Origin of the sequence: Rubrivirga litoralis (assembly GCF_031846415.1) — a bacterium.
Classification (GTDB): Bacteria; Bacteroidota; Rhodothermia; order Rhodothermales; family Rubricoccaceae; genus Rubrivirga; species Rubrivirga litoralis.
The window spans coordinates 14,468-34,337 of record NZ_JAVRHT010000021.1 but is presented as its reverse complement, the minus strand read 5'-3'; the positions used below and the strand labels follow the sequence as shown (position 1 = coordinate 34,337).

At 73.7% G+C, this 19,870-nt stretch carries 21 protein-coding genes; 4 read left to right on the top strand and 17 right to left on the bottom strand.

The genetic code is table 11. From position 1 onward, the window contains the following. Positions 1-86: 86 nt before the first annotated feature. From RM540_RS10090 to RM540_RS10060, 7 genes are all read right to left on the bottom strand, one after another. Positions 87-845: an HAD family hydrolase gene (locus RM540_RS10090; protein WP_311663689.1), complete on the bottom strand. Its 759-nt coding sequence runs from the start codon at positions 843-845 to the stop codon at positions 87-89. A gap of 321 nt (positions 846-1,166) precedes the next feature. Next, a complete protein-coding gene (locus RM540_RS10085) occupies positions 1,167-2,738 on the bottom strand; it encodes a M1 family aminopeptidase (protein ID WP_311663688.1) in 1,572 nt (523 codons plus the stop codon). Positions 2,739-2,794: 56 nt separating this feature from the next. After that, positions 2,795-3,178, bottom strand: a complete 384-nt coding sequence (locus RM540_RS10080; protein ID WP_311663687.1) for a DoxX family protein — start codon at positions 3,176-3,178, stop codon at positions 2,795-2,797. Beyond that, the gene (locus RM540_RS10075) at positions 3,175-4,044 is read right to left on the bottom strand and encodes a hypothetical protein (RefSeq protein ID WP_311663686.1); all 870 of its coding nucleotides are present in this window, start codon (positions 4,042-4,044) and stop codon (positions 3,175-3,177) included. Before RM540_RS10075 ends, RM540_RS10080 begins: the two co-directional genes overlap by 4 nt. Next, positions 4,041-4,886 (bottom strand): enoyl-ACP reductase FabI, encoded by an 846-nt coding sequence (locus RM540_RS10070; protein WP_311663684.1) that lies wholly within the window; start codon positions 4,884-4,886, stop codon positions 4,041-4,043. The genes RM540_RS10075 and RM540_RS10070 overlap by 4 nt, the downstream gene beginning before the upstream one ends. Positions 4,887-5,173: 287 nt before the next feature. After that, positions 5,174-5,551 carry a response regulator gene (locus RM540_RS10065; protein ID WP_311663682.1) on the bottom strand — a complete coding sequence of 126 codons (378 nt, stop codon included), beginning with the start codon at positions 5,549-5,551 and terminating at the stop codon, positions 5,174-5,176. 46 nt (positions 5,552-5,597) lie between these two features. Continuing rightward, entirely contained in the window at positions 5,598-6,431 is an 834-nt protein-coding gene (locus RM540_RS10060; protein ID WP_311663680.1) for an inositol monophosphatase family protein, read from the bottom strand. Positions 6,432-6,531: 100 nt separating this feature from the next. Between RM540_RS10060 and RM540_RS10055 the strand changes: the two genes are divergently transcribed. The 3 genes from RM540_RS10055 (at position 6,532) to RM540_RS10045 (ending at position 9,409) form a co-directional block, all read left to right on the top strand. Further along, on the top strand, positions 6,532-7,242 hold the full coding sequence (locus RM540_RS10055; RefSeq protein ID WP_311663678.1) for a hypothetical protein: 711 nt from the start codon (positions 6,532-6,534) through the stop codon (positions 7,240-7,242). 443 nt (positions 7,243-7,685) lie between these two features. Continuing rightward, positions 7,686-8,438, top strand: coding sequence for a biotin--[acetyl-CoA-carboxylase] ligase (locus tag RM540_RS10050; RefSeq protein ID WP_311663676.1), 753 nt, complete (start codon positions 7,686-7,688; stop codon positions 8,436-8,438). Then, entirely contained in the window at positions 8,435-9,409 is a 975-nt protein-coding gene (locus RM540_RS10045) for an SDR family NAD(P)-dependent oxidoreductase (RefSeq protein ID WP_311663674.1), read from the top strand. The genes RM540_RS10050 and RM540_RS10045 overlap by 4 nt, the downstream gene beginning before the upstream one ends. Positions 9,410-9,623: 214 nt before the next feature. Here the strand turns inward: RM540_RS10045 and RM540_RS10040 are convergent, their stop codons facing one another. Further along, a complete protein-coding gene (locus tag RM540_RS10040; protein ID WP_311663672.1) occupies positions 9,624-10,448 on the bottom strand; it encodes a ZIP family metal transporter in 825 nt (274 codons plus the stop codon). A gap of 181 nt (positions 10,449-10,629) precedes the next feature. On the opposite strand from RM540_RS10040, the gene RM540_RS10035 reads away from it, so the two are divergent. Further along, on the top strand, positions 10,630-11,445 hold the full coding sequence (locus tag RM540_RS10035; RefSeq protein ID WP_311663670.1) for an SDR family oxidoreductase: 816 nt from the start codon (positions 10,630-10,632) through the stop codon (positions 11,443-11,445). A gap of 78 nt (positions 11,446-11,523) precedes the next feature. On the opposite strand, the gene RM540_RS10030 is transcribed toward RM540_RS10035, so the two are convergent. From RM540_RS10030 to rpsK, 9 genes are all read right to left on the bottom strand, one after another. Further along, the gene (locus RM540_RS10030; protein ID WP_311663668.1) at positions 11,524-11,760 is read right to left on the bottom strand and encodes a hypothetical protein; all 237 of its coding nucleotides are present in this window, start codon (positions 11,758-11,760) and stop codon (positions 11,524-11,526) included. A gap of 111 nt (positions 11,761-11,871) precedes the next feature. Next, positions 11,872-12,453 carry a peptide deformylase gene (def, locus tag RM540_RS10025; protein ID WP_311663666.1) on the bottom strand — a complete coding sequence of 194 codons (582 nt, stop codon included), beginning with the start codon at positions 12,451-12,453 and terminating at the stop codon, positions 11,872-11,874. A 69-nt stretch (positions 12,454-12,522) separates the two neighbouring features. Beyond that, a complete protein-coding gene (ruvX, locus tag RM540_RS10020) occupies positions 12,523-12,954 on the bottom strand; it encodes a Holliday junction resolvase RuvX (RefSeq protein WP_311663664.1) in 432 nt (143 codons plus the stop codon). A gap of 288 nt (positions 12,955-13,242) precedes the next feature. Next, on the bottom strand, positions 13,243-13,629 hold the full coding sequence (locus RM540_RS10015) for an HU family DNA-binding protein (protein ID WP_311663662.1): 387 nt from the start codon (positions 13,627-13,629) through the stop codon (positions 13,243-13,245). Positions 13,630-13,887: 258 nt separating this feature from the next. After that, entirely contained in the window at positions 13,888-16,203 is a 2,316-nt protein-coding gene (locus RM540_RS10010; protein WP_311663660.1) for a RelA/SpoT family protein, read from the bottom strand. A 459-nt stretch (positions 16,204-16,662) separates the two neighbouring features. Beyond that, positions 16,663-17,379, bottom strand: a complete 717-nt coding sequence (rplQ, locus tag RM540_RS16410) for a 50S ribosomal protein L17 (protein ID WP_349256317.1) — start codon at positions 17,377-17,379, stop codon at positions 16,663-16,665. Positions 17,380-17,450: 71 nt separating this feature from the next. Next, positions 17,451-18,428 carry a DNA-directed RNA polymerase subunit alpha gene (locus RM540_RS10000; protein WP_349256318.1) on the bottom strand — a complete coding sequence of 326 codons (978 nt, stop codon included), beginning with the start codon at positions 18,426-18,428 and terminating at the stop codon, positions 17,451-17,453. A 96-nt stretch (positions 18,429-18,524) separates the two neighbouring features. Continuing rightward, the gene (gene rpsD / locus RM540_RS09995; protein ID WP_311663656.1) at positions 18,525-19,127 is read right to left on the bottom strand and encodes a 30S ribosomal protein S4; all 603 of its coding nucleotides are present in this window, start codon (positions 19,125-19,127) and stop codon (positions 18,525-18,527) included. Between the two features lie 207 nt (positions 19,128-19,334). Next, entirely contained in the window at positions 19,335-19,730 is a 396-nt protein-coding gene (gene rpsK / locus RM540_RS09990) for a 30S ribosomal protein S11 (protein ID WP_311663654.1), read from the bottom strand. Positions 19,731-19,870: the final 140 nt, after the last annotated feature.

Sequence of the window (19,870 nt, the reverse complement as noted above, 5' to 3'; positions counted from 1 at the left end):
GGTTCGTGCGTCGGCGCGTCAGAAAACGCCCTCGCCCCGCGTGCTCGGCGGCGCCTCTCGGACTCCGGGGCTACCCTCTGCCGCCCCTAGGCGGCGACGTCCAAGCCGTTGCGGCGGAGGCAGACGCGGTACGCCTCCAGCACGCCGTCGAGCACCGCCCCCTCGGTCACGACGTCGGCCGCCTCGCGGGCAGGGCGAGCGCCGTTGGCCGGCGCGAACCCCAACCCGCACGCGGCGATCGCCGGGGCGTCGCCGTTCGTGTCGCCGATGAAGGCGATCTCGGCGAGGTCCAGCCCGTCCGCGTCCGCCAGCCACTGGAGCGCCAGCACCTTCGTCAGCGCCGCCGGCACCACGTCGACGGAGTACGGCGTGTGGTAGGCGACGAGGTCGGGCGCGTGGGCCGCGACGAACGCCTCGACGTCCGGCAGGTGCCGCTCGCACTCGCCCGGCACCGGCCCCACGATGCCGGCCTGGCTCCGCTTGCCGTAGTCGAACAAGACGGTCTCGGAGCGCGGAACGACGGCCTCCAGCAAAAACGCCCGCACGGCGTCGAGGTCGCGCTCGACCTCGGGCGTGAGGGCGGGGTTCCAGGTGATCCGGGCACCTTCCAGGTCGAACCGCCCGCCCCCGCTCTCGAACAGCGCCGGCGCGCGGAGCCCGAGCGCCTGGGCCACGGCCTCGACGTAGGCGTACGCGCGCCCCGAGCAGATCCCGAGGCGCGGGTAGCGCGGGTCGGTCTCGGCCCGCCCCGCCCACCGGCGCAGCTGCGCGAAGCCGTCGAGGTCGTACGCCGTGTACGGCTCGCTGAGGCAGCCGTCGATGTCGGAGAGGAAGAGGCGGATCACGGGAAGGCGGAAGGCGGAAGGCGGAAGGCGGAAGGCGGAAGGCGGAAGGCGGAAGATGGCCGCCCCGCCCGCGGAAAAGTGGGCGGGGCGGGGAGGTTGTCTCAGAGTTCTCCGCCCCGCCCAGGGCGCCGTCGGTCGACGGGGGCGGGAGCCGTAGCGCCGTTGCGCGCAACGGCGTTTGGGCAACGAAGCATGGCCGTAGGGGCGACCGGCGGTCGCCCGTGGGCTGACGACCGCGACGGGCGGGGCGGCCACGACAGGCGGCAAGGGCCGGCCGCCCCGCCCTCACGGTCCAACGGGCGGGGCGGCGGCGCCCCGCGCCTACTCCACGCGGAGCAGGATCCCCACCGGCTCCACCGTCGGCGCGTCGGCGCCCAGTAGGCGAATGGAGCCCGCCGTGGCCGCAACGAACCGCCCCGCCCCGCCACCCTGGCGGACAAAGAGCTCGAACGGGACGCCGTCGAGCGTGCCGCCGTCGCCCGTCACCGTCCACGAGAGCGTTTGCGTCGCGCCGTCCCACCGTGTTTCGAGGGCGGGGAGGCCCTCGCCATAAACCCACACGCGGAAGACGCCGCTCAGGTCGCGACCCGTCTCTCGCTCCAGTGCGCGCTGGAACGCAGCCGTCGAGAGCGGGCGGTCGGCGTACGCCTCGCGGACGCGGCGGAGCCCATGCCAGAACGCGGCGTCGCCCAACGTCAGGCGGAGCAGGTGGAGGACCGCCCCGCCCTTGTTGTACACCGTCGCTGAGAGCACGTCGGCCGGGTCGTCGAGCGACGCCGGAACGAGGCGGCGGGCGGCGTCCTCAAGGCCGATCTCGCGCACCATGCGGACAAGGTGGCGGCGCCCGGCGTCCTCGCCGTCGAGACGGCGGTAGACCTCGGCCGTGAGATACGTAGCCGGCCCCTCGCTCAGCCACAGGTCGCGCCAGTCGGCCGGCACCACGTCGTTCCCCCACCACTGATGCACGAGTTCGTGGACGTTGACCTCCTCGACCGCGTTGCGGCCCGGCGCGTCGGCGCCGTAGAGGTCGGCGCGGAGGAACGGGGCGGCGGCGTTCTCCATGCCGGCGTAGCGCATGGGCACCTGGACCGTCGCGTAGGCCGCGTACGGGTACGGCCCGAGGAGGGCGGCGAGCGTGTCGAGCGCCGCGCCGGTCCGCCCGAGCCGCCCCGCCCGGCCGCGCTCGCCGGCCAGGAGCACGTGGCGGAGCGGCACCGCCCCGCCCGCGGCCGCCCCGCCCTCGACCACGTCGAAGTCGCCGACGGCGAAGGCGGCCGTGTAAACCGGGGCGGGGCGGTCGAGCACGAACCGGGCCACGCGCCGCCCGCCCCCGACGGAGTCCGACGCGGCGACGCCGCTCGCGGCCACGTCGAACGCCGCCGGCACGTCGAGCGTGAGGTCGAGCATCGTCGGGTCCGACGGGTGGTGGACGCCCGGGAGCCAGCCGGCCGCGCGGTCGGGCCAGGCGTCGGTGTAGACCACGCGCTGCCCCGGCGCCTCGCCCGCGTAGAGCCCGGCCGCCGGCGTGCCGTCGTAGTCCACGTCGACCACGACCACCCCGCCCGCGCCGCCGACCGGGACGCCCAGCGCGTCGCCGTCGCGGAGGATCTCCACGGGCCGCCCGTCCACGCGCACGGCGCGGACGGTGAGCGCGTCGTCGAGCCCGAGCACGAGCGTGCCCAGCGTGTCCGGCACGGCGACCACGAGCGACACGCGGCCGCCGAGCGCCAGCGCCTCAGGCTCCAGCCGGAGGTCTGCGATCGTCTCCAGCACGTCGACGCCGTCCTGCGGGGGCGGGGCGACGACGCTGGCGTCGGGGTCCGCGAGGCACCCGACCAGGAGGAGCGCGAGCGCCGCCGCCCCGCCCAGGCGCCAGAGCCGACTCGCCCTCATGCGTGGGCGGGGTGGAGCCCCTCCCCCGCCCCGCCCGCCTGCCGGGGGCGGGGCGGTCACGGGCGGCTCGCCCAGACCACCCACACGATGAGGACGGCCTGGAGCGGGAGCCGCGCCCACAGCGCCCACGCCGGCGCGAGGCCCGCGAACCGCTCGGCGTGCGTGGCCATGAAGACGTTGGCCGGGAAGACGGCCACGAGCAGCGCCACCAGCCCCCACCCCGCCCACGGGCGGACGGCCGGGACCAGGAGCCCCAGCCCGCCCAAAATCTCCGCCGCCCCGCTCACGAGCACGAGCAGGCGCGGGGCGGGGAGGGTCGGCGGGACGATCGCCTCGAACGCCTGCGGCCGCACGAAGTGGAGCGCGCCGGCGCCCACGAACACGAGCGCCAGCACCACGACGGACGCCGCGCGGAGGCCGCCGTCGGGGAGGCCGATCATAGGGACCCCGGGTCAAGCTCGAAGAGCGCCACGCGGACGATCCGCGCCCCGCCCGTGGCGATTACGCCGACGACGCCATGCCGGTCGCCGTACGAGGCACCGACCTGGTAGAGCCCCGGCGCGAGGGTGGCCTGAAACCGGACAGGACCCTCCCCAGATAGCCGTTGAAACGTGGGCGGGGCGGCGCCCTCCATCTGCACCCCACCCCACCACTCCGTCACGCCGACCTGGAGCGTGCTGTCGGTCGGGACGGGCGCCCCGCTCACTCCATCCACGACCGTGACCGTGAGCGTCGTAGGAGGACCGGACGGATCGAGCCGCTCGCCCCCACCGACGCCCCCGAAGCGGGCTGCCGCTGCGTCCAGCCACCCGAACAGGTCACCGCCGAGGCCGCCCAGTTGCGCCACTCCCCCGCCGATGGAGTAGCCGGTTGCCCAACCGTCCGCGACGTGGCCGAGTTGGATGGGCGGGGCGGTCCAGCACATCTCCGTCGTGAGCCCCCCACCCTCGGTCCACCGCGCGAACACGAGAAACCAGTCGCCCCTGTCGAAGGCAGGCGCGTAGGAGCAATTCCACCCGTCGTTCGATATGACGACCCGGTCCTCCACCCCGCCCCGCCACCGGCGGCCGACCTCGAAGACGTACTCGTTGGCGCCGAACCCGGCGATCGTCTGGGCCTCGAACGGCACGCGCTCGACGACGCGGCCGGCGAACACCTCGTCGTGGCTGGTGAGGAGCGCGAGCATCCGGTCGGGCTCATCGAACGCCTCGGCCTGGAAGGCCGGCCCCATCGCCATGCAGTCGCAAGCGGCGGCGGGCGCCGCCCAGAGCGCCACGAGGACGAGGACCCACCCCGCCCGCGTCACGAGTCCTCTCCGACGGTCCCGCCCATCTGCTCGACGAGCGCGTCGGAGATGCCCATGGCAGAAAAACCGCCGTCGTGGTACAGCGTCTGCATCGTCACCATGCGGGCGTAGTCGCTGAGGAGCGTCACGCAGTAGTCGGCGCAGCTGGCGGCGTCGGCGTTGCCGAGCGGGGCCACCTTTTCGGCGAAGTCGAACAGCGTGTCGAACCCGCCGATCCCGCCGCCGGCCGTCGTCCGCGTCGGGCTCTGCGAGACGGCGTTGATGCGGATGCCGCGCCGGCCCAGCCGGTAGCCCAGCGAGCGCACGATGGACTCGAGGAGCGCCTTCGCGTCGCCCATCTCGCTGTACTCCGAGAAGATCCGCTGGGCGCCGATAAAGCTCATGGCGAGCACCGAGCCGCCGTCTTTCATGGCGTCGCCGTCGAGCGCGGCCCGGACCATCCGGTGCAGCGAGACGGCCGAGATGTCGAGGGTCTTGAGGTACCACTCGTACTTCAGCCCCTCGTACGGCTTCCCCTTGCGCACGTTGAGGCCCATCCCGATCGAGTGGACCACGAAGTCGAGCGGGCCGCCCAGGTGCTCTTTGGCCTCGGCGAAGAGGGCGTCGAGGTCGTCGTCGTTCGTCGCGTCGGCGTAGACGATGGGGCTCCCGCCCGTCTTCTCGGCGAGCTCGTCGAGCTGGCCGAAGCGGCTGGCGACGGGCGCGTTCGTGAGGACGAACCGGGCGCCCTCGCGGTGGGCGGCCTCGGCGAGCGCCCAGGCGATGGAGTTGGGGTCGAGGGCGCCGGAGATGACGCCGACTTTGCCGGCGAGGAGTCCGTGCCCGGCGGGCGTGTCAGCCATGAGGGGGAGGTCAGTCAGGGGCCGCCAAGCTACCGCCGCCCCGCCCCGCCCGGCACGAGGGGCGGGGCGGCGGAGAGACTATCTGGTATCCAACGTTCCGTCTCCTCCCCCCAGCGGGGGGAGGCTGGGAGGGGGACCTCGGCCGGCGGCCCCGCCCTCGCCCTGGCCTCCCATGTCTGTCCCCCACCCCGGCCCTCCCCCGGTGGGGGAGGGAGACTCCTACCAAACAGTCTCTGAGAAGAGGCGGGAGGCGCGGCACGTGTCCTCCTCCTCCTCTCCCCTGCCCCCTACGCCGCCCCGCCCAGCAGGTCGCGGACGGCTTCGAGCATCGGGACGCGCAGGACCGGCTTCGAGAGATAGGCGTCGAACCCGGCCGCGAGGCACCGCGCGCGGTCGGACGGCGAGGCGTGGGCCGTCAGCGCGAGGGCCGGCACGGCGGCCGTCGCCCCGCCCGCGCGGAGGCGCGCGACCAGTTCGATGCCCGTCATGCCGCCCTGGTAGTTGAGGTCGAGGAGCGCCACGTCGACCGCCCCGCCCTCGATCTCGGCGAGCGCCTCCTCGGCCGTCGCGACCGCGACCACGTCGTACTCCTTGCGCAGGTAGATCGAGAAGAGCGTCCGGTTTTCGGGGACGTCGTCGGCGACGAGGACGCGGGGGCGGGGCATGAGGCGGGGCGTGGGGCCACCGAGTATCGCCGCTCGGGCGGGGCGGCTAAAGCGCGTCGCCCTCCACCACCCCGCGGTACGCCCGCCCGAGCGGGGCGGCGACCTCGGCGAGCGCGTCGAACACGCCGGGCGCCGCGGCCACGAGGCCGCCCGTGGCGACGGGGTCGGCGCCGGGCCACAGACCGGCCACGCGCCCGCCGGCGGCCTCGACGAGCGCGACGCCGGCGGCCACGTCCCACGGCGCGAGCCCGGCCTCGAAAAAGCCGTCGAACCGCCCCGCCGCCACCCACGCCAGGTCGACCGCCGCCGACCCGTGGCGGCGGACCCCGCGCGTCCCGCGGATCGCGGCCTCGAACGTTTCGAGGTAGGCCGCCACGTAGCGGTAGTCGCGAAACGGGAAGCCCGTCGAGATCAGCGACTCGTCCAGCCGCTCCGCCTCGGCCACGCGGGTGGGGCGGCCGTCGACGGTGCAGCCGCCGCCGCGCACGGCCGAAAACGTTTCGCCGGACATCACGTCGACGACCACGCCGACGGCCGCCGCCCCGCCCTCGCGGAGCCCGATCGAGACGGCGTACGGCGGGACGCCGCGCGTAAAGTTGGTGGTCCCGTCGAGCGGGTCGACGATCCACACGCGGGGCTCAGCTAGGCGCGCCTGGACCTCCGACGCGCCCTCCTCGCCCAGCAACGTGTCGTCCGGGAACGCCTCGCGGAGCGCGTCGAGCACGATCCGCTGCGCGCCCTCGTCGACGAACGTGACCAAGTCGTGCGTCCCCTTCGAGCGGACGTCGGAGGCGTCGAGCCCGCCGGCGTGTTCGCGGATAAAGTCTGCGGCGGCGTGGGCGGCGGCTTCGGCGACGGAGCGCTCTCGGTCGAGGGACATGCGTGCGGGAGGGGCGGGGCGGTCGGGGGCCGCTGCAACCCGGCGGGGCGGGGCGGGTTCTGACGAGCGCCCCCACCCCGCCCATTCGAGTCCGCCTGCTTTGTTCGCCCGCTTCGCCGCCTTCGTCCTCCTCAGCGCCGTGGGCGGCTGCGCGGCCGACGCGCCCCCAGCGGCGGCGCCGTCGGAGGCCGACCGTTTGCTCGCGAACGTGACCCAGGACGCCCTCGCCGGCGCCTTCGCCCGGCTCGACTCCGCCGGCTACGTGGCCGACCTCGACGTGACGCAGCGGGACGCGGGCGGGGCGGCCGTGGGCGAGGCGGCCCTTACGGTTCGGTCTGCCGGGGGCGCGGTCCGCGTCGAGGAGCGGCGGGGCACGGGCACGCTGGCCGAGCCGTCAGACGACCCGCCCCGCCTCCGCGACCCGATCGGCTCGGCGCTCCCCTCCGAGCCCGCGTTCGTCGACCCGGCCTCGCGCGAGCAGTACCGGCGCGCGGTCGTGGGCGACACGGTCGTGGCGGGGCGGGCGCTCCGGCTGGTCGAGGCCGTGCTCATCGACACGACGGCCGAGCAGGCGGTCCGCCGCGTGCGTGCGGCCGTCGACCCGCAGACGGCCCGGCCGGTCGTCGTCGAGGTCGAGCGCCGGGCGGACTCGGTGGTCTACACCGAGGCGAGCCGGGTGCGCGTCGCGCTCGCGCCGGGGCGGGGCGGCGCGTGGCTCCCGCGCGAGGTCGAGACCGACACGCGGACGGACGTCCCGCTCGCCGAGCCCGTCCGCCTGCGGACCGCGTGGACGGTGCGGGCGGGGCGGTGAGGAATGCGGGATGGAGGGGGCGCCGTCCAGCGGGGCAAGCTCCTCAGACCGCCCCGCCCTTTGGGTCCGCCTGCCCCGGACGCGGTACGTCGCGTCCCGACCAGCGCAGGCCGCCGGGCGGGGCGGTGCTCGTCCAGGCCGCCGTGCTCGCCCGACCACCACCCCTATCCCCTCCTGGCCAGGAGGGGGACTGCCGTCGCCTCGGGACGGTGTCGGCGCCATCCCAGGTCTCCCCGCCCGCCCCGGACACGGCACGCCGTGTCCCTACGGGTGCCCGCCGTCGGGCGGGGTGGTCGGGGGCCGCCCCGCCCACCGGCGGTTGCCGGCGCGGGCGACCGCCGGTCGCCCCTACGCCCCACGGGCGGGGCGAATCTGACGCCACCCCGCCCCGCGTGCGCCCTATCCCTCTATCCCTCCGTCCCGCATCCCTCCTACCTTCCGCCATGCCCGTCCGCCCACTCGGCCACCCCGCCCGCCACCTCGACGCCGTCGGCTCGACGATGACCGAGGCGGCGGCGTGGGCCGAGGCCGGCGCCCCGCACGGCGCGCTCGTCACGGCCGCGCACCAGCGGGCGGGGCGGGGCCGCTGGGGGCGGACTTGGGCCGACGCGCCGGGCCAGAGCCTCATGCTGTCGCTCGTGCTCCGCCCCGCCCTCGACGCCGAGCGGCTCGGGCTCGTCGCGCTCGCGGCTGGGCTCGCGCTCGCCGAGGCGCTCGACGCGTTCGGCGTGGGCGCCCAGCTCAAGTGGCCGAACGACGTCCGCGTGGGCGGGCGGAAGCTGGCCGGTGTGCTCGCCGAGGCGACATGGGCGGGGCGGCGGCCGACCGTCGTGCTGGGCGCCGGGCTCAACGTCGAGCAGGCGGCGTTCCCCGACGCGCTCGCCGACCGCGCCACGTCGGTCCGCCTCGTGACCGGGCGGCCCGTCGAGCGCCTCGCCCCGCTCGACCCGTTCCTCCGCCGCCTCGAAGCGCGCCTGGCCGACGCCGAGGGCCGCCCCGCCCGGCTCGTCGCGGACATCGAGGGGCGTCTCGAACAGCGCGGCGAAACCGTCGCCGTGGGGTTTCCGGGGACGGACCGGCCGCCGGTCGAAGGCCGCGTCGTCGGCCTCGCGCCGACGGGCGCGCTCCGGCTCGCGACCGGCGCCGGCGAGGTCGCCCTCCACGCCGGCGAGGTCACGCTCGCCGTCCCATCGTGATCCTGGTCACCGGCGCGACCGGGTTCGTGGGGTCGGCGCTCGTGCGCGCGCTCGTCGCGGGCGGGGCGGCGGTCCGCGTGCTCCGGCGGCCCACGTCGCGGCTCGACCTGCTGGGCGGGGCGGCCCGCGAGGTGCAGCACGCGCTGGGCGACGTGACCGACCCGGCCTCGGTCCGCGACGCGATGGACGGCGTGGACCTCGTGTACCACGTGGCGGCCGTCGTCGCCTTCGGCCCGGCCGCGCGGCGGGCGCTCCGCGCGGTCAACGTCCGCGGCACGGCGCACGTCGTCGACGCCGCGCTCGACGCCGGCGTGGGCCGGCTCGTCCACACGTCGAGCATCGCGGCGCTGGGGCGGCCGGAGCACGCGGGCGGGGCCATCGACGAGACCGCCGTGTGGACGCCCTCGCGCCAGAACACGGCCTACGCGGCCAGCAAGCGGGACGCCGAGCTGGAGGTGCTGCGCGCCGTGGCCGAGGGGCTCGACGCCACGACCATCAACCCCGCCCTCGTGTTCGGCCCGGGCGCGCGGCCGGACGAGGGCACCGGCCGGCTCGTCGCGCGCGTCGCCGCCGGCCGCCTCCCGCTCGCCCCGCCCGGCGGCACGGCCGTCGTGGACGTGGCCGACGTCGTCGCGGGCCTCCGCGCGGCGGCCGAGCGGGGCGGGACCGGCGAGCGCTACGTGCTGGCGTCGGAGAACCTGAGCTGGACGGCGATCCTGGGCACGCTCGCCGCGGCCCTCGGCGCCGCCCCGCCCCGGGCGACGGTCCCCCCCGCCCTGCTCCGCCTCGCCGGCGCGCTCGGCAGCCTGGGCGGGGCGGTCACGCGGAGCGAGCCGCCGCTGACGCAGGCGACCGCGCGGACGGCGGCAGAGACGCACCGCTACGCGAACGGCAAGGCGGTGCGGGAGCTCGGTGTGACGTTCCGCCCATTTGCCGAGACGGCGGCGAGGATCGCGGAGGCGAGCAGGTAGAGCAGGTAGAGCAGGTAGAGCAGGTAGAGCAGGTAGAGCAGGTAGAGCAACCTGTTGACGGGGGCGAGGCGGGTCAAGGCTTTCTGCTCCTCCACGCACGGCTCCCGCCCCGCCCTCGCACGCGAGCGGGGCGGGCGGGCACCCGACCTGCTCTTCCCGCGCTCTCTCTTCCCGCTCTCTCTTCCCGCTCTCTCGCTCTACCTGCCCCCTCCGCTCATTCCCACACCAGCGGCAGCGCCATCAGCGCGATGCCGAGCACCATCATCACGAGCTGGCCGACCGCCTTCGACGCCGGGTAGCTGTGGCGGCGGTTGAGCTCGGGGATGAGGTCGCTGCCGGCGATGTAGAGGAACGCGCCGGCCGTGACCGGCAGGAGCCCGTCGGCCAGGCCGTCGACGCGCGAGCCGAGCAGGAGCACGAGGCCCGCGCCGACGAGCCCGACGAGGCCGGCGGCGAAGTTGTACAGGAGCGCCTTCCGCGGCGCGTAGCCGCCGTAGACGAGCACGCCGAAGTTGCCGATCTCCTGCGGGATCTCGTGGAGCATCACGGCCAGCGTCGTGACCACGCCTGTGGGGATCGAGACGAGGTAGGCCGCGGCCACGACCGCCCCGTCGATCAGGTTGTGCGCCACGCTCCCCGCCAGCGCGACGAGCGCGAACGGGGCCGCCCCGCCCTCCGCACTGCCGGCCGCCCCGCCCGGCGCCCCGTGGGCGGGGTGGTGCGCGTGGCCCGTGGCCCCGGCGATGGCCTCGGGCGCCCCGTGTTGGTGGCGCCAGTGCAGGAACTTCTCGAGGACGAAAAAGGACAGCACGCCCGCCAGCACGAGCAGGCCGGTCTCGGGTCCGCCGCCGAACGCCTCGTACGACTCGGGGATGAGGTGGAGGAGCGCCCCGCCCAGCATGGCGCCGACGGCGAACGAGACGAGCAGGAAGATGACCCGCTCCAGGCGCCCTTTTTTCAGCGACAGCGTGAGCGCGCCGGCCAGCGACACGAGTGACAGGCCGAAGACGGAGAGCAGGGCGGCGGCCCAAGCGGGCATAATGGGGAGGGCGGGGTGGAGGCGCCCTCGACGGGGGCGGGGCGGCACATCGTACGGACACGCGCGCGGGCGGAAACGGCTCCCGCCCCGCCCGCGCGGCCGCGTGAAGCTCCCGGGCGGGGCGGGCATTCCCGGTCCTCCACCCCGCCCTATTCTGGACGATCACCCGCCCCCGCTGCCCATGCCGCCCCGCCCCCACGGCCCCGCCGTCACGCTCATTACGGGCGCCGCGAACGGGATCGCCCGCCAGTTCGCCCGCGACCTGCTCGCCGAAGGCGACCGCCGCCTCGTCCTGTGCGACCTCGACCTGGACGGGCTGGAGGCCGCCTTCGGCGACACGCCCGCCCAACTCCGGCGGCTCGACGTGTCTAGTCTCGCCGCGTGGCGCGACGTCGTGGGCGGGGTGGTCGAGGAGCACGGTCGGATCGACGCCGTCTGCAACATCGCCGGCGTCCTCACGCCGGGATGGATCTGGGAGATCGACGACCGCCAGATCGACCTCCAGGTCGACGTCAACGTGAAGGGCGTGCTCTACGGGTCGAAGGTGGCCGCCGAGCAGATGGTGTCCCAGGGGTGGGGCCACATCGTCAACATGGCGTCGCTGGCCGGCATCGCGTACACGCCGGGCAACGCGATCTACGGCGCCACAAAGCACGCCGTCCGCGGGTTCTCCGTCTCGATCGCGTGCGAGCTGAGGGAACGGGGCGTGGCCGTCAGCACCGTGTGCCCGGGCGTGGTCGACACGCAGATGCTCGACGACCAGATCGACCGCGACGAGGCGGCCGTGACGTTTCTGACGGGCACCCCGCTCACGACCGGGCAGGTCTCGACGCTCCTCCAGGACGTGCTCCGCGACCGGCCCGTCGAGGCGTGCCTACCCAACGCGGCGTCGGCCAAGCTGATGAACGCCGCGCCCGGCCTCGCAGTCAGGGCATACCGCGTGATCGCGGCTCGGGGCCAACGCGCCGCCGCCCACCTCCGCGCCCGCCGCGCCTGACGCCGCCCCGCCCCGAAACGCCACCGCCCCGCCCACGAGCGCGGGCGGGGCGGTGGGCGGCAGACGGGCCACCGGACTCTACTGGTACCCCTTCCCCTCGCGCTCGGCCTGCCGCACCTTCTCTTCGTCCAGCTCGACCGTCGGCTTGTCGACGCCGAGCGAGCCGGGGTCCTGCGGGCCGGCGTTGACCTGGGGCGGGACCTCCTCGGAGTAGTCCACGCCGTCCTCGTTGTCCTCGCCCACCTTGTCCTCGACGTAGTCGGGGCGCTCGTCGCGGAGGTGGAGGGGGTCCTTCTTGGTGGAGAGATCGGCCATCAGATCGTAGGTGTGTGGAGCGGTCCTACCCCGAGCGGCGGGGCGGAGGTCCGGCCTCGGGGGCGCCCCGGTCTTTCCTGACCGCCCCGCCCTCGCGCGGGCGGAGCGGCGTTATTCGGCGAACGCGAGCGGGTAATCGGTCTCGACGTCGCCGCGGGCGATGGCCTTCAGGCGGCGCTGGAGGAGCCGCCGGCGGAGCGGCGAGAGGTGGTCGAGGTAGAGGACCCCGTCGAGGTGGTCGAGCTCGTGCTGGACCACGCGCGCGAGCGGCCCCTCGGCGTCGAGCTCCTGCGGCTCGAAGTGGCGGTCGAGGAACCGCACGCGGAGCCGGTCCGGCCGCCACACGGTCTCGCGGAGGTCGGGGATGGACAGGCACCCCTCCTCGGCGTCCACGTCGTCGCACGCCTCGTCGACCACGATCTCGGGGTTGATGAGCACGAGCGGGCCGCGGGCGTAGTCGGGCACCTCGCCGCCGTTGTCGCGCGCGAGGTCGTCGGCGTACGACGAGAGGTCGGCGACGAACACGCGGAGCGCGCGCCCGACCTGAGGCGCCGCGAGGCCCGCCCCGTTCGCCCCGCGCATGGTCTCGATCATGTCGTCGAGGAGCGTCTGGAGCTCGGGGCTGTCGGCCTCGATGGGCGCCGCGCGGTCGCGGAGGACGGGCTGGCCGTAGGCGTAGATCGGGAGGATCAAAGCAGGAGTCGGAGGGCGTGGCGGACACAACGCGCGAGGAGCGGCCGGGAGCCGCCCCGCCCCGCCCTTTCACACGGCCTCCCCGCCCTCGGCGAGCCAGTCGTCCAGGATCACGCACGCGGCCGCCGCGTCGAGCGCGCCGCGCCGGCGGCCGCGTGGCACGCCGGCCTCGACGAGGTCCGCGAGCGCCCGCTTCGACGACCCGTGCTCGTCCTGGACCTCGACGCGGATGCCCGGGACCGCCTTTTTCAGCCGCCCGATAAACGGCCGCACGCGGTCGACGGCCTTGCCCTCCGCGCCGTCCACGAGCAGCGGCCACCCGACGACGGCGACCTCGATGCCCTCGCTCGCGTGGAGCGCGGCGAGCACGCCCAGCGCCTCGCCCGGCCGGTACGTCCCCAGCGGCCGCGCGAACAGCCGGAGCGGGTCGGCCACGGCCACGCCCACGCGCCGCGTGCCGTAGTCGATGCCGACAAGGCGGGGGCGGGGCGGGGCGGTCATCGCAAGGCGGAAGGCGGAAGGCGGAAGGCGGAAGGCGGAAGGCGGAAGATGCCCCACCCCGCCCTCGGCGTGGGCGGGGCGGCCGACGGTGCGGCATGGCATGCGACGCCGTCGGGCCGCAGCGTCTGGGCGGGGCCGTAGCGTCTGGGCGGGGCCGTAGGGGCGACCGGCGGTCGCCCACCGGGCGGGGCGGACCCACGAACGGCGCACGGATGGGCTCCCCCCAAACGGCGCCGCCCCGCCCCGCGGTCGTGCGGGGCGGGGCGGACGCGCCAGCGGGCGGGGCGGCTAGGCCGCCTTCGCGCGGCGGCTCGGGTGGTCGGCGCTGCCTTCGGGGATCTCGTAGCCCAGCTCTTCGAGCGGCGTCTGGAGCTCCTGCCGGAGGTACTTGCCCGGCTTAAAGTGGGTCTTCCGGCGGGCCGGAATAAACACCGTCTCGTTCGTCTTCGGGTTGCGGGCCTTCGGCTTGGCCTTCGTCTTCTTGACCTCGAACACGCCGAACTCGCGGAGCTCGACGCGGACCTCCGGGTCGGCCGAGAGCATCATGTCGCGGAGCGACTCGATGGTCGCCTGGACCCACGGCTCGCACTTGTAGAGCGGCTCGCCGGTGGCCTCGGACACGCGGCGCGCCAGGTCTTTCTTGGTCAGGGTGGGGGTTCGGTCGGGGGAGCTCATGTGTGGTGGTGTCGGGCGGGGCGGAGTCGGCGCGTGCACATGCGCCGCGGGCCGCCCTCGAATCGGGGGACTCAGCCGGAGGCGCCCGCACGCGCCCCGAGCTGCTGAGCCTTCTGAACGCTCCAAAGGTACCTATTGTGTTCCGGCGCCTGCCGGTCTCACCCGATTGTTCTGAATCGCAAGGGCTTCCGGCGCAAGCTCAGGGAGCGGACCGCACATAGGCTCAGGAACTCCCCGCCCCGCCCATACCGCCGCCCCCTAATCGTCGCGGTAAACGCCGTAAATCCCGTCGAGTCGGCCCAGCCGTTTCACGATCCGCTTGAGCTGTCCGACGTCGCTCACGTAGAGCACGATCGTGCCTTCGAACATACCGTCTTCGCTCGTCACCGTGATCGAGCGGATGTTGGTCTTGAGGCTCTTCGAGATCACCGCCGTCATGTCGCTGACGATGCCGACCCGGTCCTCGCCGACGACCCGGAGCGTGGACGAGAACTGGACGTCCTTCTGGCGGCTCCACTCGACCGGGATCACGCGCTCGCCGTGGTCGGCGTAGAGGTGGGCCGCGTTCTTGCACGACCGGCGGTGGACGTTGACGGCGCCGGTCCGCGAGAGGAACCCGAACACGTCGTCGCCGGGGATGGGGCCGCAGCAGGCCGCGTACTCGACGACGAGGTCCGTGTGCCGCTCGCCCTCGATGACGAGCGCGGTCCGGCCGCCGCCCCGCTCGCGGGCGTCCTCGCGGAAGTCGACGGCGTCGACTTCGAGGAGGGCCGGCGACGCGCCGCCCTCGTCGGCCGGGACCTCGGGCTCGGGCGCGCTCCCCTTCTGGAGCGCAGCGACAAAGTCGTCGGGGTCGTAGAGGCCCGCGCCGACCTCGAAGAACAGCTGCTGAGCGTTCGGGAACCGGAGCGCCGCCGAGACCCGGTTGATCGTCTGCTCGTCGGGCGCCAGCTTGGCGCGGGCCAGCTTCTTGTCGAGCAGCTCGCGGCCGTGGGCGACGGCCTTCCGCCGGCGCTCGTTGATCCAGTGGCGGATGCGCGACTGCGCCTTGTGCGTGACGACGAACCCCGCCCAATCCGGATTGGGCGTCTGCCGCTTCGAGGTCAGGATCTCGACCTGCTCGCCGGACTGGAGCACGTACGAGAGCGGGACCATCTTGCCGTCGGCCTTGGCCCCGATGCAGTGGAACCCGACCTCGGTGTGGATCTGGAACGCGAAGTCGACCGGCGTGGCGCCCCGCGGCAACGTCACGAGGTCGCCGCCGGGCGTGAAGACGTAGATCTCCTCGTCGTACAGGTTGAGCTGGAACTCGCGCACGAACTCGCCGGCGTCGCCCGAGGCCGGCGTTTCGAGCAGGTCGCGGACCCACGCGTACATCTCGTCGAGGCGGGCGTCGCCGGCCCCGGCCGCCCCGCCCACGCCGGCGGGCACGGTGGGCGGGGCGGCGCCGTCGCCACCGGGGTCGGCCTCCTTGTACTTCCAGTGGGCCGCCACGCCGCGCTCGGCGATCTCGTGCATCTCGCGCGTGCGGATCTGGATCTCGACCGGCCGCCCGCCCGGCCCGATGACCGTCGTGTGGAGGCTCTGGTAGCCGTTCGACTTGGGGACAGAGAGGAAGTCGCGGAAGCGGTCGGTGACCGGCGGGTAGAGCGCCGTCAGCGCCGAGTAGACGCGCCAGCAGTCTTCGCGGCCCTTTTTCCCCGTCGACTCGAGGATGACGCGGATCGCGAACAGGTCGTACACCTCGTCCAGCGACACGCCCTGCCGCTGCATCTTGTTGTAGATGGACGTGATGCTCTTGGGGCGCCCGTAGATCTCGAAGTCGAACCCGCCCTCCTCCAGCTCGGCACGGATGGGCTCCACGAACTGCTCGACGTACCGCTCGCGCTGGCGGCGCTTGGCGTTGAGCCCGCGCGCGATCTCCTGGAACGCCTCGGGCTGGAGGTACTTCAGCGACAGGTCCTCGAGCTCCGTCTTGACCTCGTGGAGTCCGAAGCGGTGCGCGAGCGGGGCGAACAGGTTCTGCGTCTCGGCCGCGATCCGCCGCTGCTTCTCCGGCCGGACCGCCCCCAGCGTCCGCATGTTGTGGAGCCGGTCGGCGAACTTGACCAGGATCACCCGGACGTCCGACGCCATCGACAGCATGAGCTTGCGGACGTTCTCGGCCCGGCCCAGCCCGCGGTCCTCGAACACGCTCCCGATCTTGGTCACGCCGTCGGTGATTTGCGCGACCTCGTCGCCGAACTCGCTCCGCAGCAGGTCCAGCGAGAGGTCCGTGTCCTCGACCGTGTCGTGGAGGAGGGCCGCCGCGACGGTCACGTCGTCGATGCGGATGTCCTTGGCGGCGATGAGCGCGACCTCGAGCGGGTGCGAGATGTAGAGCTCGCCGGACGCCCGGCGGTCGTCGCGGTGCGCCCAGTACGCGACCCGGAACGCTCGCCGGATCATGGCCTCGTCCACCGACGGCAGGTTCCGGCGGCAGTGCTCAATGAGCACGCGGAGCCCGCGCTCGTACTCGGGTGCGACGACGAGCCCGTCGAGGTGGGCGTGGAGCTCTTGGGAGGCCTGGAACATGGGCGCCGGGCGGGGCGGGGTGGTCCTGTACGGGCGGGGTCGCGAGCCTGAACGCCCGAGCGCCGGAGTTGTGGCGGGCGGGGCGGCTGGGCTCCCACCCCGCCCGAGCGCCGCCACCCCGCCCACCTTTCGCGGCCCCACAAGCCACCGAGCCCGCCGACGTCTCGACGCGCCGTGAGGGCGGGGCGGCGAGGGCTGGCCGCCAGCGTGTACCACGGACGTTTCCCCGAGCGCCCCCCGACGACAGGAGCACGGAGCAAGGGCGGGGACCAACTCCCGAGAACCAACCGCCCCGCCCCCGGTGCCCTCGCCGTGCTCTATCCAGATCGGAAGCCCATACGGTGAGTCTGGAGAGGGAGTAGTCCTGTCGCGAGCCGCTCCCTGAGGGCGGGGTGGAAACTGAACGCGGGACCCCGCCGCAAAGGCAGGGTCCCGCGGGGACCGTTCGGGCGGGGCGGTCTAGCGGTGGTCGCCGCTACGCCCCTGGTTCTCGGCGCCCGCCTCCGGCGGCGGCTCGCCGGTGCCCGGCGCCGCCCCCTGCTCAGCGTCCCCGTGGTCGGGGTGGTCGCCGCTCTGGGGGACCTGCGGGTTGCCGGTCTCGACCGGGTTGGCCGCGTTGGACGCGACGGCCTCGGCCTCCTGGCTCTCCGGCGCGCCCGCGGGGGCGTCGGCGGGCGGGGCGGCCTGGGCCTCCGCCTCGCGGGCCTTGGCCTCGGCGGCCGGGACCGTCGGGGCTGCGTTGTTGCCCCTGGAGCGGCGCGAGCGGCCAGACCGGCGCGTCTTCCGCTTCGAGCCCGCCCCGCCCTCAGGCCGGACATCGTTGAAGTCGACGAGCTCGACGATCGCCATCTCAGCCGCGTCGCCGTCGCGCTGGCCCAGCTTCACGATGCGCGTGTAGCCGCCGGGTCGGTCGCCGACAGCCGGCGCCACCTCGTTGTAGAGGGTCTTGACAGCCTCCTTGTTGCCGAGCCGGCGGAAGGCCTGCCGGCGCCCGTGCGTCGAGTCGTCCTTGGAGCGCGTGATGACGGGCTCGACAAAGCGGCGGAGCGCTTTGGCTTTGCCGAACGTGGTCGTGATCCGCTTGTGCTCGAGGAGCGCGGCCGACATCGACTCGAGGGTCGCCTTCCGGTGGGAGGCGTTCCGGCCGATCTTAAGGATCTTCTTTCCGTGGTTCATAGCGGGTACTGGGTACGAGGTACAGGGTACTCGTACGAGGGCGTACCCCGTACCCAGTACCCCCGTACCGTCTAGTTCAATTCGCCGTAGCGCTCGACGTCCATCCCGAAGCGGAGGCCCCGCTCTTCGAGGACGACGGCGAGCTCCTGGAGGCTCTTGCGGCCGAAGTTGCGGAACTTCAGCATCTCGCTCTCCTCCCGGCGCACGAGGTCGCCGATCGACTTGATCGACGCGGCGCGGAGGCAGTTCTGGGCGCGGACCGAGAGGTCGAGGTCGTCGACCGACTGGTTCAGGATGGCCCGAATACGCTGGACCTCGGCGTCCACCTCGGTCTCCTCGGCGTCGTCGCCGGCCGTCGTGTCGACCTCGACGAAGAGCCCGATGTGGTCGCGGAGGATGGCCGCCGCGCGCGTGAGCGCGTCCTCGGCCGTCACGCTCCCATCGGTCTCCACCTCGAGCGTCAGGCGCTCGTAGTCGATCCGGTCGCCCACGCGCGTCGGCGTGACGTTGTAGCGGACGTTGAGGATGGGCGTAAAGATGGAGTCGACTGCGATGACACCGATGGGGTCGTCGGGCCGCTTGTTCTCGTCAGCCGGCACGTAGCCCCGCCCCTGCTCGACGCGGAGGTCGATGCGGACGTCGGCGTCCTCGGCCAGCGTGGCGATGTGGTGGTCCGGGTTGAGGACCTCGAAGTCGGCCGTGTTGTCGGCGACGTCCTTGGCCGTCCAGGCGCCGGCGCCTTCGAGGTGGATCGAGACCGAACCCTCCTCCTCGTCCTCGGCCCGGAACCGGACGCCCTTCAGGTTGAGGATGATGTCGGAGACGTCCTCGGTCACGCCCGAGATGGTCGAGAACTCGTGCTGGACGCCGTCGATACGGACGGCCGTGATGGCAGTCCCGCTCAGCGACGACAGGAGCACGCGCCGGAACGCGTTCCCGATCGTGACGCCGTAGCCGCGCTCGAGCGGCTGGACGACGAACCGCCCGTAGGTGTCGGTCATCTCCTCGACCGTGACGCCGTCGGGCATCTGGAGCTGCATCTGTGCCATGATCATTTAGGTAGGGGGTCGATGGGTGACGGGCACGCCGCCCCGCCCTCGGGTCCGCCCCGCTCGTGACGAGGGGCGGGGCGGCGCACCGGGCGATTACTTGCTGTAGAGCTCGACGATGAGCTGCTCCCGGATGTTCTCCGGGACGTCCTCGCGGACCGGGTAGTCGAGGAACTTGCCCTTGAGCCCGTCGCGGTCGACCTCGAGGTACGGGTACTGCCGGCGGTTCGTCGAGAGCGCGTCCTGGATCGCGTCGAGGTTCTTCGACTTGGGCCGGACCTCGACGATGTCGCCGGGGCGCAGCGTGTGCGACGGGATGCCCGAGACGCGATCGTTGACCATGACGTGCCCGTGCGTCACGAGCTGCCGGGCCTGGCGGCGCGTCCGCGCGAAGCCCAGGCGGTAGACGACGTTGTCGAGCCGCGCCTCCAGAAACTGGAGCAGGTTCTCTCCGGTCACGCCCTTCTTGCGGGCCGCCTTCTCAAAGAGGTTCCTGAACTGGCGCTCCAGGAGGCCGTAGGTGTACTTCACCTTCTGCTTCTCCTTGAGCTGCGTGGCGTACTCGCTCTCGCGGCGCCGCCGGGCGTTCCCGTGCTGGCCGGGGCCGTAGGGCTTGCGCTCGAGAGCCTTGGAGGGGCCGAAGATGGGCTCGCCAAAGCGGCGGGCGACTTTCTGCTTGGGTCCGCGGTAACGGGCCATATCGTTCTCGTGAGTCTGTGCCTCGCGCGTTCAGAGGGTGCGGGGCGGGGTGGTGACTACGTGCGGTCCGCCCCCGCGTCCGGTCATGCCGGGGCGGGGCGGGCGCAGCCGGGCTTAGAGCCCTCGCGTCGCTCGGGGAGGGATGAAAGAGAGACAGGGGATGAGGAATGAGCGTGCCCATCCCTCCATGTCCCGTCCCTCTATCCCTCACACGCGGCGACGCTTGGGCGGCCGGCAGCCGTTGTGAGGAATCGGGGTGGTGTCGCGGATCGAGAGGACCTCGAGGCCCGCGTTGGCGAGCGAGCGGATGGCGCCCTCGCGGCCGGAGCCCGGCCCCTTGACGTACACGTCTACGCGGCGGAGCCCAAGGTCGTGCGCCTCCTTCGCGGCCTCGGCCGCGGCGACGCCAGCGGCGTACGGCGTGTTCTTCCGCGAGCCGCGGAAGCCCATCTTGCCCGACGACGACCACGAGATCGTGTTGCCGTACGCGTCGGTGATGGTGATGAGGACGTTGTTGAACGACGCCTTGACGTAGGCATGACCGTTCGACTCGACCTGGACCTTCTTCTGGTTGCGGCGGGCGCCGCGCTGCTGCTTCGCCATGAGAGCGTGCTGAGGAGGCCGGAGCCTCGGAGGTGGAAATCAAAACCGCCCGGCGGGGCGGGGTGGCGCGTCAGGGGTGGTCCCACCCCGCCCCATTGACTCCAGGGCGGGAGGATGCCTGCGTGCGCCGGCGAACGGCC

What these genes read in the sequence shown, in the direction of transcription:
- rpsD (WP_311663656.1), bottom strand. Translation starts at nt 19,127, where the DNA reads ATGGCCCGTTACCGCGGACCCAAGCAGAAAGTCGCCCGCCGCTTTGGC.
- RM540_RS10050 (WP_311663676.1), top strand. Translation starts at nt 7,686, where the DNA reads ATGCCCGTCCGCCCACTCGGCCACCCCGCCCGCCACCTCGACGCCGTC.
- RM540_RS10080 (WP_311663687.1), bottom strand. Translation starts at nt 3,178, where the DNA reads ATGATCGGCCTCCCCGACGGCGGCCTCCGCGCGGCGTCCGTCGTGGTG.
- RM540_RS10040 (WP_311663672.1), bottom strand. Translation starts at nt 10,448, where the DNA reads ATGCCCGCTTGGGCCGCCGCCCTGCTCTCCGTCTTCGGCCTGTCACTC.
- RM540_RS10070 (WP_311663684.1), bottom strand. Translation starts at nt 4,886, where the DNA reads ATGGCTGACACGCCCGCCGGGCACGGACTCCTCGCCGGCAAAGTCGGC.
- RM540_RS10030 (WP_311663668.1), bottom strand. Translation starts at nt 11,760, where the DNA reads ATGGCCGATCTCTCCACCAAGAAGGACCCCCTCCACCTCCGCGACGAG.
- rplQ (WP_349256317.1), bottom strand. Translation starts at nt 17,379, where the DNA reads ATGAACCACGGAAAGAAGATCCTTAAGATCGGCCGGAACGCCTCCCAC.
- RM540_RS10065 (WP_311663682.1), bottom strand. Translation starts at nt 5,551, where the DNA reads ATGCCCCGCCCCCGCGTCCTCGTCGCCGACGACGTCCCCGAAAACCGG.
- RM540_RS10060 (WP_311663680.1), bottom strand. Translation starts at nt 6,431, where the DNA reads ATGTCCCTCGACCGAGAGCGCTCCGTCGCCGAAGCCGCCGCCCACGCC.
- ruvX (WP_311663664.1), bottom strand. Translation starts at nt 12,954, where the DNA reads ATGACCGCCCCGCCCCGCCCCCGCCTTGTCGGCATCGACTACGGCACG.
- RM540_RS10085 (WP_311663688.1), bottom strand. Translation starts at nt 2,738, where the DNA reads ATGAGGGCGAGTCGGCTCTGGCGCCTGGGCGGGGCGGCGGCGCTCGCG.
- RM540_RS10000 (WP_349256318.1), bottom strand. Translation starts at nt 18,428, where the DNA reads ATGGCACAGATGCAGCTCCAGATGCCCGACGGCGTCACGGTCGAGGAG.
- rpsK (WP_311663654.1), bottom strand. Translation starts at nt 19,730, where the DNA reads ATGGCGAAGCAGCAGCGCGGCGCCCGCCGCAACCAGAAGAAGGTCCAG.
- RM540_RS10015 (WP_311663662.1), bottom strand. Translation starts at nt 13,629, where the DNA reads ATGAGCTCCCCCGACCGAACCCCCACCCTGACCAAGAAAGACCTGGCG.
- RM540_RS10010 (WP_311663660.1), bottom strand. Translation starts at nt 16,203, where the DNA reads ATGTTCCAGGCCTCCCAAGAGCTCCACGCCCACCTCGACGGGCTCGTC.
- RM540_RS10035 (WP_311663670.1), top strand. Translation starts at nt 10,630, where the DNA reads ATGCCGCCCCGCCCCCACGGCCCCGCCGTCACGCTCATTACGGGCGCC.